General features: G+C 73.1%; 11 protein-coding genes. 4 read left to right on the top strand and 7 right to left on the bottom strand.

Features of this window, described 5'->3' with window-relative positions:
* Nucleotides 1-133: 133 nt before the first annotated feature.
* From ACFV0T_RS14405 to ACFV0T_RS14415, 3 genes are all read right to left on the bottom strand, one after another.
* Entirely contained in the window at nucleotides 134-1396 is a 1263-nt protein-coding gene (locus ACFV0T_RS14405) for an NAD(P)/FAD-dependent oxidoreductase (protein ID WP_385778218.1), read from the bottom strand.
* Nucleotides 1397-1529: 133 nt separating this feature from the next.
* Nucleotides 1530-2828, bottom strand: a complete 1299-nt coding sequence (locus ACFV0T_RS14410; RefSeq protein ID WP_385778220.1) for a deoxyguanosinetriphosphate triphosphohydrolase — start codon at nucleotides 2826-2828, stop codon at nucleotides 1530-1532.
* 105 nt (nucleotides 2829-2933) lie between these two features.
* Nucleotides 2934-3836: a sirohydrochlorin chelatase gene (locus tag ACFV0T_RS14415; RefSeq protein ID WP_385778222.1), complete on the bottom strand. Its 903-nt coding sequence runs from the start codon at nucleotides 3834-3836 to the stop codon at nucleotides 2934-2936.
* A 236-nt stretch (nucleotides 3837-4072) separates the two neighbouring features.
* Here ACFV0T_RS14415 and ACFV0T_RS14420 point away from each other — a divergent pair, with 236 nt between their 5' ends.
* Nucleotides 4073-4759, top strand: a complete 687-nt coding sequence (locus ACFV0T_RS14420) for a vancomycin high temperature exclusion protein (protein ID WP_385778224.1) — start codon at nucleotides 4073-4075, stop codon at nucleotides 4757-4759.
* Between the two features lie 209 nt (nucleotides 4760-4968).
* Here ACFV0T_RS14420 and ACFV0T_RS14425 read toward each other — a convergent pair whose 3' ends face one another.
* The gene (locus tag ACFV0T_RS14425) at nucleotides 4969-5415 is read right to left on the bottom strand and encodes a gamma-glutamylcyclotransferase family protein (protein WP_385778226.1); all 447 of its coding nucleotides are present in this window, start codon (nucleotides 5413-5415) and stop codon (nucleotides 4969-4971) included.
* A 172-nt stretch (nucleotides 5416-5587) separates the two neighbouring features.
* Between ACFV0T_RS14425 and ACFV0T_RS14430 the strand changes: the two genes are divergently transcribed.
* The 3 genes from ACFV0T_RS14430 to ACFV0T_RS14440 all read left to right on the top strand — a co-directional run bounded on the left by ACFV0T_RS14430 (nucleotide 5588) and on the right by ACFV0T_RS14440 (nucleotide 9242).
* Complete coding sequence (locus ACFV0T_RS14430) at nucleotides 5588-7246, top strand: M4 family metallopeptidase (RefSeq protein ID WP_385778228.1); 1659 nt, start codon at nucleotides 5588-5590, stop codon at nucleotides 7244-7246.
* Nucleotides 7247-7949: 703 nt separating this feature from the next.
* Nucleotides 7950-8480, top strand: a complete 531-nt coding sequence (locus ACFV0T_RS14435) for a hypothetical protein (protein ID WP_385778230.1) — start codon at nucleotides 7950-7952, stop codon at nucleotides 8478-8480.
* 144 nt (nucleotides 8481-8624) lie between these two features.
* Nucleotides 8625-9242 (top strand): class F sortase, encoded by a 618-nt coding sequence (locus tag ACFV0T_RS14440; RefSeq protein WP_385778232.1) that lies wholly within the window; start codon nucleotides 8625-8627, stop codon nucleotides 9240-9242.
* A gap of 6 nt (nucleotides 9243-9248) precedes the next feature.
* On the opposite strand, the gene cpt is transcribed toward ACFV0T_RS14440, so the two are convergent.
* The 3 genes from cpt to ACFV0T_RS14455 all read right to left on the bottom strand — a co-directional run bounded on the left by cpt (nucleotide 9249) and on the right by ACFV0T_RS14455 (nucleotide 12432).
* Nucleotides 9249-9782, bottom strand: coding sequence for a chloramphenicol phosphotransferase CPT (gene cpt / locus ACFV0T_RS14445; protein ID WP_385778234.1), 534 nt, complete (start codon nucleotides 9780-9782; stop codon nucleotides 9249-9251).
* Nucleotides 9783-10293: 511 nt separating this feature from the next.
* Nucleotides 10294-11226 carry an oxidoreductase gene (locus ACFV0T_RS14450; RefSeq protein WP_385778236.1) on the bottom strand — a complete coding sequence of 311 codons (933 nt, stop codon included), beginning with the start codon at nucleotides 11224-11226 and terminating at the stop codon, nucleotides 10294-10296.
* A 318-nt stretch (nucleotides 11227-11544) separates the two neighbouring features.
* Nucleotides 11545-12432, bottom strand: a complete 888-nt coding sequence (locus ACFV0T_RS14455; protein WP_385778238.1) for a serine hydrolase — start codon at nucleotides 12430-12432, stop codon at nucleotides 11545-11547.
* Nucleotides 12433-12731: the final 299 nt, after the last annotated feature.

Genomic DNA, 12731 nt, shown 5'->3' on the forward strand with positions numbered 1-12731 from the left:
GGACGCGCGGTGCCGAACCCGCGGGCCGTCCGTCGCCGCTCGCCCGGTTGCCCGCGCCCGCTCCGTCGCCGCTCGCCCGGTTGCCCGCGCTCCTTTTCGGCGCGGGTACCGCGGCGGGCCTCGTCGCGACCGCTCAGGGGACGAGGCTCTCGAGCGAGACGTGCGGATCCGCCAGCGCCTCCGTGTCCACCTGGGTCCTGGACCGGATCAGCTGCTGGATCGGCTCTGTGACATCCCACACGTTCACGTTCATCCCGGCCAGCACCCTGCCCTCCTTGAGCCAGAAGGCGATGAACTCCCGCTTGACCGCGTCCCCCCGGATCACCACCTCGTCGTACGACCCCGGCGGCGCCCATCCGCTGTACTCCATCCCCAGGTCGTACTGGTCGGAGAAGAAGTAGGGCACGCGGTCGTAGGTGACGTCCTTGCCGAGCATCGCGCGGGCCGCGACCGGACCGGCGTTGAGCGCGTTGGCCCAGTGCTCGACGCGCAGCCGGCCGAAGAGGGGGTGCGGGAAGGAGGCGACGTCCCCGGCCGCGTAGATGTCGGGGTCGGAGGTGCGCAGCTGGGCGTCCACCACGATGCCACCGCCCTGCGAGCGGTCGGCGAGCTCCAGGCCCGCGGCCTCCGCGAGGGAGATCCGGGGGGCCGCGCCGATCGCCGCGAGGACGTCGTGCGCGGGGTGCTCCTCGCCGTCGTCGGTGCGGGCGGCGAGGACCATGCCGTCCTGGCCGACGATCTCCGTGAGGCGGACGCCGAAGCGGAAGCGGACCCCGTGCTCGCGGTGCAGCTCGGCGAAGACGTTGCCCAGCTCGGGGCCGAGGACGCCGTGCAGCGGGGTCGGCTCGGGCTCGACGACGGTGACCTCGGCGCCGTACTCGCGGGCCGCCGCCGCGACCTCCAGGCCGATCCAGCCGCCGCCCGCGATCACGATGTGTCCGTTGTCACGGCCGAGGGCGGCCAGGACGCCCTTGAGGCGTTCGGCGTGGGCGAGCCGGCGCAGATGGTGGACACCGGCCAGGTCCGTGCCCGGGACGTCCAGCCGGCGGGGCTCGGCTCCGGTGACGATCAGCAGCTTGTCGTAGTGGACGAGGGTGCCGTCCTCGCCGAAGCGGACCGTCTTCGCGGTCCGGTCGACGGCGTCGACGGTCTGGCCCAGGTGCAGCTCGATGTCGTTCTGCGCGTACCAGGCGGGTTCGTGCACGAAGACGCTGTCGCGTTCCTCCTTGCCGAGCAGATAGCCCTTGGACAGGGGCGGGCGCTCATAGGGGTGGTCGCGTTCGTCGCAGATCAGTATCACGCGGCCGGTGAAGCCCTCCGTCCGGAGCGTCTCGGCCGCCTTCGCGCCGGCCAGGCCGCCTCCGACGATGACGAATGTCTGATCCGCGTCGACCACTTGATGCCTCCTCGTAAGGGTGTCGCCATATGCGAGCGTCCCGCACGCAGGGTGATGCGGGAAGAGGGGGTGACCCGATCAGGCCACGCAGGGTCACCTTCGAGTGCCCTTCCACCTCAGGATCGAACTCCGCTCACGCGCCTCGGGGTGCTGTCAGCCAGGTGTGCAGCGAACGGGCCGAGGCGTCGGTCAGGGAGCCGATCTGGTCGACGATCACCCGTTTGCGGGCGCGGTCGTCGCCCGCCTGGTCGAACAGCGCGCGGAACTGGGGGTCCAGACCCTCCGGAGCGCGGGCGGTGAGTGCCTCCGCCAGTTCCGCCACCACGATCCGCTGGTCGGCACGCAGCCGCTCCTGCTCGGCGCGCTGCATGACGTAGCGGTCCGCGACCGCCTTGAGAACCGCGCACTCCAGCCGGACCGGGCGCGGGACGACGAGCTCGGCGGTGTAGCGCGTGAGCCGTCCGCTGCCGTAGGCCGCGCGCGTGGCGCCCTCGGCGGCCAGGCAGAAGCGGCCGATGAGCTGGCTGGTGGCGTCCTTCAGGCGGGCCTGGGCGACCGCGGAGCCGTCGTAGCCGTGCGGCCACCACTCCTGGTCCTGGAGACGGTCCAAAGCCTCGGCGAGCTCGGCGGGGTCGGTGTCCGCGGGCACGTACCGGCCGACGGCGACCGCGAAGACCTCCTGGCGCTCGGGCTCGGCGTGCAGGCAGTTGGGGTCGATGTGGCCGGCGTGCAGGCCGTCCTCCACGTAGTGCACCGAATACGCCACGTCGTCCGCCCAGTCCATGACCTGGGCCTCGAAGCAGGTACGCGTGCCGGGGGCGTCCTTGCGGACCCAGTCGAAGACCGGGCGGTCGTCCTCGTAGACACCGAACTTCGGGGAGCCGGGGGCGGTGGGATGCGCGCCCCGCGGCCAGGGGTACTTGGTGGCCGCGTCCAGGGCGCCCCGGGTGAGGTTGAGCCCGACGCTGACGAGGTCGCCGGACTCGGGGTCCCGGACGAAGCGCTTGGGCTCGATGCGGGTGAGGAGCCTGAGCGACTGGGCGTTGCCCTCGAAGCCGCCGCAGTCGGCCGCGAACTCGTTCAGCGCCTGTTCTCCGTTGTGCCCGAACGGCGGGTGGCCCAGGTCGTGGGAGAGACAGGCCGCCTCGACGAGGTCGGGGTCGCAGCCGAGGGCGGCGCCGAGCTCCCGGCCGACCTGCGCGCATTCGAGGGAGTGGGTGAGCCGCGTACGCGGACTGGCGTCCCAGACCTGACTGCGCGTGCCGGGCGTCACCACCTGGGTCTTGCCGGCCAGCCTGCGGAGCGCCGCGGAGTGCAGGACGCGGGCGCGATCGCGTTGGAAGGCGGTACGACCGGGCCGTTTGTCGGGCTCAGGAGCCCAACGCTCGACGGAGGCCGGTTCGTAACTGACGGGGAGTGCGGTGCCTTCCATGTCTCGACAGTAAGCGCCGACGGTGACAATCGGGGGGTGCGAGGGTCCGGGCGCGGGCCGGATCGCGGGGAATCGCGGCCGGCCCTCGGCGGTGCGTCGCGAAGTTCAGGCGGTTGTCAGTTTCGGGGCCGTGGGGGTCGAGGTCGTCGGCGTGTGGTCGTAGCGGTGGAGGATCAGGCGGGCCAGCGCCGGGTGGGCGCCGAGGGGGGCGGAGGCCAGCCAGGGGGCGGCTTCGGCGCTTCGGGTGGCCGAGCCGCCCGGGGTGGTGAAGTACGCGGCCACGGCGACCCGGTGGCGGCCCCGCGCGATCATCGCGCGCACGGCGGTGCGGACGTCGGGCGTGGCGGCGCAGGCGTAGGCGGGGACCACCGGGACCCCGAGGCGTTCGGCCAGGAGCCGGGCCGTGGCGCGGGTGCCGGCCGCCGACTCGGGATCGCGGGGGCCTGCCGCGGCCAACACCACACCGCTGCCCCGGCGTTCGGCCTCGCTCAGCCGGGTCCGCCAGCCGGACTCGACCAGACGCTCGTACAAGGCTTCGACGAGCAGCGGGTGCGGGCCGAGCGGGTCGGCCACGCGCGTGCGCACCCGGGCGCCGGCCGCCGACTCCGTGATGTCCCGCTCGACGGGCCCGCCGTGCCCGAGCAGCAGCGGCACGAGCACCGCCTCGTCGCAGCGCAGGGCGGCGAGCGTGTCGGACAGCAGCGGCTCGTTCAGCCCGATGTGGCCGAGGTGCACGGGCAGTCCGGGGCGCAGCTCGCGGACCCGGTCGAGGAGCGTACGGACCGTGGCCGCGGCGCGCGGGTCGCGGCTGCCGTGGGCCGCCAGGACGAGCTCGGGCGGCGCGGGACGCCGCCTGCCGTCGAGGGAGACGCGGCTGAGCTGACCGGCCAGCTGGGAGCCGATCCGGTTCATGAGGTGCGCCGCACTGTCGAGATGGGCGCCACCGGGGGGCAGACCGCCGGAGCGGCGGTGGTCGGACTCGTCGAAGAAGGAGAGCGACGCCGTCATGAACCGATGGTGACGGTACGAGGTTGCCGTCCCGTTGCGCGGGGATGACAGGCCCTCTCCGCGCGTTCACCGCGGGAGGCACGGGGTGGGTGAGGCATGGTGACCTGCCCTGACGGCATCGAACACGGGTCCGATCATCGGTGCGGCGACGAAACCGGATCACCCTTTACCGCGTCCTCCAGGGTCGAGACCTGGCCACGGCGCCCCGCCGCGGTCACCTGGGGAGGGACCGTCCGATGCGCCTACCGAAGCCGAGCAGACCCCGCCTGCCGCGCACCCGTGCGGGGTGGCGGCGGCTGACGCAGGCCGTGATGGCCGGGTGCGTGCTCGCGCTGTCCCCGGCGACCTGGCTGTACGTCGTGACCGGCGACCGGCTGCACACCACGGCCGACGTCCCCCGCACCGAGGTCGCGGTGGTCTTCGGCGCGGGCCTGTGGGACGGCGAGCCGTCGCCGTACCTCGCGCACCGCCTCGACGCGGCGGCCACCCTGTACCGCGCGGGCCGGATCCAGGTCGTCCTCGTCACCGGCGACAACAGCCGCGAGGACTACGACGAGCCGGACGCGATGCGCGCCTATCTGACCCGGCACGGCGTGCCCGACGGACGGATCGTCAGTGACTACGCGGGCTTCGACACCTGGGACTCCTGTGTCCGCGCCAAGAAGATCTTCGGCGTGGACCGGGCCGTACTGATCAGCCAGGGCTTCCACATCCGGCGGGCGGTCGCGCTGTGCCAGGCGGCGGGCGTGACGTCGTACGGCGTCGGCGTCGACGCGAAGCACGACGTGACCTGGTACTACGGGGGCGCCCGGGAAGTCTTCGCGGCGGGCAAGGCGGCACTGGACGTGCTGTTCGAGCCGGACCCCCGCTTCCTCGGCCCGAAGGAGCCGGGGGTGACCCGGGCACTGGCGGCCGGCCGGTGAGGCGGGGCTCGCGGTAGGGCGAGGGGCGAGGTAGGGCGAGCGTCGCGGAGGGGCAGGGCCCGGGTGAGGCGGGGCTCGCCGTGAGGCGGGGCTCGCCGTGAGGCGGGGCTCGCCGTGAGGTGCGGGCCGCAGTGCGGCGGGGCTCGCCGTGAGGTGCGGGCCGCAGTGCGGCGCGCGGAGGCGGTCGCGGCCCGGGGCAGCGGACCGGGTCAGCGGCTCGGCCGCCAGTCCCCGCTCTCGATGAGCCGGCCGCCGGCCCGCAGGCGCGCGGCGACCGTGGGCGCGGCGACGTAGACCCAGGCGCGCACGGCCGTGCCGTCCGCGACGCGGGCGACCTCGCGCTCGACGCGTTCGTAGAGACTGCGCGGATCGCCGGGCACGTACTCCTCCAAGCGGTCCAGGTCGACGAGCAGTTCGGCGTACGCGTCCGGCAGCGCGGTGACGAGTTCCCCGCGCACACCGGAACCGGCGGGCTCCTCCACGGCGTACGGGTATCCGGGCCCGTCGTACAGCACGGCGCCCGCGAGCCGGGCCGGGTCCTCGGACCGCGTCCGGCCGCGCAGGAAAACGTCGTGGTTGATCTCGCCGGGCCGGAGCGTCCCGTAGACGAAGAACGGCAACTGTCCGCGCACCCGCGCTCCCACTCGTACCCCCACCGGCACTCTCACCTGCACATCTGCACTACCGAAGCGTTGCAGAAACGATTCTCACCCCTCACACCTCCCCGTGCAGGCGCTATGGACATGACATGTCATGGCCTCTTAAATCTTCGTCAACATCCCGCGCAACCCCCCACACGCGCCCGATGGCGCCTTCCCGAGGAGACCGATGAATCGGATACGGCAGCACGTCAGCACGGTTCGCAGGTCCCGCCGTCTCGCATCCGCCTGCGTGGCCGCCACCACCGCGACCCTGCTGGCCGCCGCACTCTCCCCCACCGCCGACGCGGCCGACAGACCGACTCGGACCACCGCGATCGACAACGCCGCCTCTGCCGTCGCGGACCACGCGGCCGCACTCGGCCTGACCTCCGTCCAGGGCACCACCGTCCGGGACGTCGTCGTCGACAAGAACGGCACCCAGCACGTCCGCTACGACCGCACCTACCACCAACTCCCCGTCCTAGGCGGTGACTTCGTCGTCCACCTCGACTCCCACGGCGCGTACCGCAGCGCGGACCGGGCGACGCGGACCGCGATCTCGCTCCCCACGATCACCCCCGCCGTCTCCGCCCCGAAGGCCGCCGACGTCGCGGTGAACGCGCTGCGCGCCGCGAACCTCGGCGAGACCCTGAGGAAGGTCACGGCCAAGCCGCGGCTGGTCGTGGACGCTCTGCACGGCACGCCGAAGCTCGCCTGGCGCACCGACGTGGTCGCACTGGACTCGCTCGGCAACCCGGTGGCCCGCGCGGTGCTGACCGACGCCCGCACCGGCGCCCAGATCGACGCCTGGGACACCATCGAGACGGCGACGGGCGACGGCAGGTCTCTGTACGGCGGCACGGTGGCACTCGAGACGACCGTGTCGGGCTCGACGAACCAGCTCAAGGACCCGACGCGCGGCAACACGTACACGGGTGACGCCGCGAACAAGACCGACCTGTGCATCTTCGGCATCTGCATCAGCCGGGCGCCTTCGACGGTCTTCACGGACACCGACAACCACTGGGGCACGGGGGCCACTTCCGACCGCTCCTCGGCCGCGGTGGACGCCCAGTACGGCACGAACGAGACCTGGGACTACTACAAGAACGTCCACGGGCGGAACGGCATCGCGGGCGACGGCAAGGGCTCGTACAACCGCGTCCACTACGGCAACAACTACAACAACGCCTTCTGGGACGACAGTTGCTTCTGCATGACGTACGGCGACGGTGACGGGACGACGTTCGGCCCGCTGGTCGCGCTGGACGTGGCCGGTCACGAGATGTCGCACGGCGTCACCTCCAAGACCGCCGCGCTGACCTACTCCGGCGAGCCGGGCGGCCTGAACGAGGCGACCTCCGACATCTTCGGCACGCTGGTGGAGTGGTACGCGAACAACTCCTCGGACCAGGGCGACTACCTCATCGGTGAGAAGATCGTCCGCTCCGGCTTCGGCAAGGCGGCCCTGCGCTTCATGGACCAGCCCTCGAAGGACGGCAACTCCGCGAACTGCTGGAGCTCGTCGGTCGGCAACCTCGACGTCCACTACTCCTCGGGCGTCGCGAACCACTTCGCGTACCTCCTGGCGGAGGGCAGCGGCGCGAAGACGATCAATGGGGTGAGCTACAACTCGCCCACCTGCAACGGGTCCACGGTGACGGGCATCGGCCACGACAAGCTGGGCGCGATCTGGTACCGCGCCCTGACGGTGTACATGACCTCGTCGACGAAGTACGCGGGCGCCCGCACGGCGACCCTGAACGCGGCGAAGGACCTCTACGGCGCGACCAGCACGGAGTACGCGGCGGTGGCCGCGGCCTGGAGCGCGGTGAGCGTGGGCTGATCGCGGCTCGCACTTCGCGTCCCGCGGTCGCGGTCGCGGTTCGCGGTCGCGGTCGCGGTTCGCGGTCGCGGTCGCGGTTCATAGATCGCGTTTCGCGGTCCGCGGTCCGCGGTCCGCGGTCCGCGTGCAGCGTCAGCTGCGATCCGCCCCGTACGACGGAGCGGCGACGGTGGCCGTCCGGTGAATCCGCCGGGCGGCCGGAGGAGGCCGGTGCCCGCACCCAAAGCGCCGGCCTCCGGCCTGCTTCGGGCGGGGTCGGACCGCCCGGCCCGCCACGGCCCCCGGTCACCACGGTCGCCCGCCCCGCCGGATCGCCCACACGGGCCGATCCACCGCCGTCCCTCACCACCGGCTCAGCCGGCGCCCCGGTGGCGATCCGCGGCACCCGCTTCGTCCACCGCACCGCCCGGAGGTCGTCCTCGGCGGCCCCACTCCGGTCGTCTCACCCGTTCACCCCCGCGCCGTGCGCCCTTCGGGATTCTTCCCTCGGTGGCCCCTCACACGCCTGTGACCTGCCGAAACGGGTCGGGGCGAGATTCCGCGGCCGCCCTTCTGACACCCATTCATCCCAAATCTGACACTCCCTCAGGGAGCGGGCTCGGCTCGCTGCCACTTACCTCGGAAGAGCAGGGGCACGACCGACGCAGCGGCACTTGGGAGTGTCGCCGGCCGTCGCCCCACCGATGAGCTCGAGGGAGCACCGATGCGACGTACGGCCCGTCTGCTGACCGGCACCGCGCTCGCCGTCGTCGCCGCGGGCGGGATCGCCGCGCCGGCGTACGGCGACACCTCCGACAGCCTGGAGGTGTACCCGTCCACCACGGTGGCGGGTGGTCACGTCACGGTGAACACGTCGGCCTGCGGCAACGGCGGTACGGCGCTCGGCGACACCGGCTCGATGGGCGCCGGGCAGTTCACGCTGGCGCCCAGCACGCACGAGAACGACGCGATCGGTCAGTTCCAGGTGCCGCGCACCACGCAGCCGGGAACGTACGAGATCGTCGCGGTGTGTGCCGAGGGCAGTCGGCGGGTGAAGGGTGATCTGACGGTCACCATGACCGCCCTGTCCGGTCCGCAGGGGCAGGTGCAACCGAGAGGAAGCGTAAAGACGGGGGTCGGCGGCGCACTTGGCACCGACCCCGTGCAGACCGCGGCCGGCGTGGCGGCTCTCGCCGTCGCCGCCGCGGGCGGTACCTGGCTCCTGCATCGCCGGGCGAGAGGCGACGGGATCTGACGGACACCCTCCGCTGTCCGTCCGCCGGTACCGCATGTCCCCTCCCCCTCCGGGTCCGACGCCCCTCGCGGCCCGGAGGGGGCACGGGGACGATTTCAGAGGAGCTTCGGAGGAGCTGAAGAAGAGGGGAAGAGGGAGGCTGGCATGCGCAGGGTCGGCAACACCGCCATAGCCACGGTCAGCGCCGTGGCGCTCTGCTCGGGCGTGTGGCTGCTGCACGGCACCGGGACCCACGCCCCGCCACAGCCGTCCGCCGCGCAGGCGCACGCCGACCTGGGCGACGCCCGCGCCGCCGCCCCCGCGCTGCCTCCGTCCCCGCCCGACCGCATCCGCATACCGTCGATCCGCGTGAACGCCCCCCTCATGGGACTCGGGCTCACCGGCACCGGCAGCCTCGACGTCCCGCCCGCCGGGGACAAGAACCTCGCCGGCTGGTACGAGGCCGGCACCACCCCGGGCGAGACCGGCACCGCGATCGTGGCCGGCCACGTCGACAACACCGACGGCCCCGCCGTCTTCTACGACCTCGGCGCCCTGAAGAAGGGCAGCACCGTCGAGGTGGACCGGCGCGACGGCAGCGTGGCCCTCTTCACCGTCGACACGGTCGACGTGTACGAGGCGAAGGACTTCCCCGACGAGAAGGTGTACGGGGCCGCGGGGCGGCCCGAGTTGCGGGTGATCACCTGTGGCGGGGGCTATTCACGCACCACCGGGTACCAGGGGAACGTGGTCGTCTTCGCCCACCTCACGGGGAGCCGCTGAGCCCGCTCACGCCACCCGCGCCGCGATGGCCCGCGCGCACACCAGGGACTCGGTGCGTGTCGTGTCCACCTCGAAGTCGTAGACCACTCCCTTGTGGACGATCTCCGCCTGTTCCGCGGCCATCCCCGGGACCCGGTCTCCGCGCACGATCTCCCGGCCCTCCGCGACCTCACCCTCGCAGCGGACGCCGACCCACAGCACGTCCAGGCCGTCGAGGGCCTGCCGCCACCGTTCCTGGGAGGCGGCACCGCCGAGGAACACGTCGTCGACGATGATCCGGGCGCCCGCGCGGACCGTCGCGGCGATCCCCGTCATCCACGCCGCCTCCAGCGCCCGGAACCGGGGTCCCACGCTCACTCCGCCGTCCGGGGCGAAGTCGATCCCCGCGGGCGAGGTCTTCAGGGACGCGGGCATCGAGTCGACCAGGGAGTCGATCCCGACGCTCAGCCACGGCTCCGGCAGAACGGCCTGAAGGCACCGGGCGATACCGGACTTGCCCGAGCTGGAACCGCCGTTCAGCACGATCACTTGAGTGCTCACCGCGACACGGTAGAAGACTCCCCTCGCGGCGGACAGCGAATTTCGGCGGCGGCCGGGGCGCGGTGCGGGCGCGGAGGTGCCGGGGGTGCCAGGGCGCCGGGCGCGCCTCGGGCTGCCGGGGGTGCCAGGCGCGCCTCGGGTGCCAGGGGTGTGCCGACCGCGCGGGGGGGGTGCCGGGCGCGCCTCGGGCTGCCGGGGGTGCCAGGGCGCCGGGCGCACCTCGGGCTGCCAGCGGTGCCGGGCGCGCCTCGGGTGCCAGGGGTGTGCCGACCGCGCGGGGGGGTGCCGGGCGCGCCTCGGGCTGCCGGGGGTGCCAGGGCGCCGGGCGCGCCTCGGGCTGCCAAGGGTGCCGGGGGCGCCGGGCGCGCCTCGGGCTGCCGGGGGTGCCGGGGGTGCCGGGCGCGCCTCGGGTGCCAGGGGTGTGCCGACCGCGCGGGGGGTGCCGGGTCCGGGGGCCGCCGGCCAGGCTGGACACGGCCATGACTCCGTCGGCCGCCGCCGTTCGAGACCCCTACTCCCGCGCCTTCAGCCCGGCGTACGTCACCCCTGTGAGCTCTTCGGACGCCTCCCACAGGCGGGCGCTCGCCCTGTCGTCGCGGGTCCAGCGGGCCCGCCACGACGGTGCGGGGGCCCCGCGCCACATCGCGATGGACGGGCCGGTGAAGGAGTCGGGGCGCACGCCGGGGGCCGTGGCGGCGTGGAGGCTGGGCAGGGCGCCCGCCTCGGCCGGCTGGGCGATGACGCGGTTGCCGAGCTCCATGAGCCGCTCGGCGCCCCGGCGGCCCTCGGCGCGTGGACCGGCGGTCTGGAGGTTGGTGGCCGCGTACCCGGGGTGGGCGGCCGCCGCGACCACGTCCGAACCGGCGGCCGCCAGCCTGCGCGTCAGCTCGTGCGTGAACAGCAGGTTGGCGGTCTTCGAGCGGGCGTAGGCGATCCAACGCCGGTAGCGGTGCTCGCTGTTGAGGTCGTCGATGTCGATGTTCGCCAGCGCGTGCATCATGCTGGAGACGGTCACCACCCGTGCGCCGGGGGTGGCGAGCAGCGCGGGCGACAGCAGCCCCGTGAGGGCGAAGTGTCCGAGGTGGTTGACGCCGAACTGCGTCTCGAACCCGTCCGACGTCGTCCCGTAGGGCAGCGCCATCACACCGGCGTTGTTGACGAGCAGATCGAGCCGCTCGTACGGCAGTTTCGCCGCGAACTCCCGCACGGACCCGAGGTCTGCGAGGTCCAGGCGGGCGAACTCGGCCTGCGCGCCCGGTATTTCGCTACCGAGCCGCGCCACCGCCGCCCGTCCCCGCGCCTCGCTCCGGCAGGCCACGACCACGCGTGCGCCCTTGCGCGCGAGTTCCCGCGCGGTGACGTACCCGAGCCCGCTGTTGGCGCCGGTGACGACGGCCGTACGGCCGCTCTGGTCGGGGATGTCGTGCGCGCTCCAGCCTGACATGCGGTGTTCCCTCCACGGATGCCACAGATGACACAGATGACACAGAGGCCACGGATGGCAAAGTCACGACGGATACGACGGATACGACGGATGTGACAGGCGCCACGGGTGCCACGGATGTCCCGGGCACGCCTGGACCCACCCTAGGCCCGGCCTGGGCCGCCCGGGGAGCCCGGCGGGGGTACGCGCCCCCCGCCGGGCCCCGCAGGGCCCCGCCCCGAACCCGCAGCGCTCCCGAACCCGCCCCGGCCCGCCGTCGAACCGCCATCAGCCCGCCGTCGGATCCACGTCGGCCCGACCCCGCCGCTGACGGCGGCGTCAGCCTGTCGCCGACGGCTTCAGGTCGCGGTTCACGACCCGGGACGCGGCCTCGACCGTGGCTATGCCCTCGGCCATCGTCCGGCTGCCGCGCGAGAGCACGGCCATCCCGTAGTCGCGTCCGCCGCCGGTGAACACACCGACGCTGTGCACCCGCCAGCCGTCGCTCGCGTCCGGCAGCCAGCCGTTCTTGACGTGGACCGTGGCCGCCGCGGGCGCCCCTGCCGGGGTTCCCCACCGCTGGTCGGCTTCGACCCGGTTCATCAGACCGAGGGCGTAGGCGCGGGCGCTCCGGTCGAGGACCGTGTTGTCCGAGGTGAGCAGTCGCAGCAGCTTCAGCTGGTCGCCCGCCGTGACCTGGGTGCGCCCCCAGTGGCCGTTCACTGCGGGAACGGTGTCCCGCATGCCGGCCAGGGCCAGGAAGTGCCGGATGCCGGTGAGCCCGACCTGATGCCACAGGGCGTTGGTCGCGTCGTTGTCCGACTTGGTGATCATGGCGGTGGTGAGCTTCACCTCGCGTGCGGTCAGCTCGCGATGCTCGTCCGCCGCCTGCCGCAGCAGCGAACCCAGCACCGTGACCTTGATCACGCTCGCCGAGTCGAAGGCCGTACCGGCTCGCAGTGTGCACGAGGTGCCGGTGGAGCGGTCGTACACGGCGAGCGCCGAGACGCCCTCACGCCCGTGCAGGGCGCCGGCGATGTCCCGCGACAGCCGGTTCGCGAGCCCCGGGCTCTTCGAGGTGCAGGTCACGGGCGAGCCGCCGACGGTCGTGCCGCCCGTGCTCGCCCCGGCCGGGGCCGCGGTGGCGAGTGCGGCGAACGCGGCCCCCGCGGCCACGACCGCGGCAAGTCCCCGTCGCGTGCGACGGATGGTGTGCGTTGCGGGCATGGAAGCTCCCGTCCTGCTCAGTGTCTGGGGTCACATCGGCAACCCGCCCGCCTTGACTGCGGGATGCGACGAATGACGGCGACGCTACAGGGACGAAGAGACCCATGACGCGGAGAAAGTCCCCTTATGTCTGAATTGCGCATTTTCTATGCGTGTGACATTCGTCAAGGCATTCGTCGCAAGGAGTCCGGACAACAACCGCTCACGCACTCCCGGATGGCGCCCGGATCCCGCCGGGATCGCACCCGCTCCCTTCGTCACGAACCCATCACTTCCCCTCCACAAATGGTGTCCCGGCA

The sequence above is a fragment of the Streptomyces sp. NPDC059582 genome, assembly GCF_042735715.1.
Classification (GTDB): Bacteria; Actinomycetota; Actinomycetes; order Streptomycetales; family Streptomycetaceae; genus Streptomyces.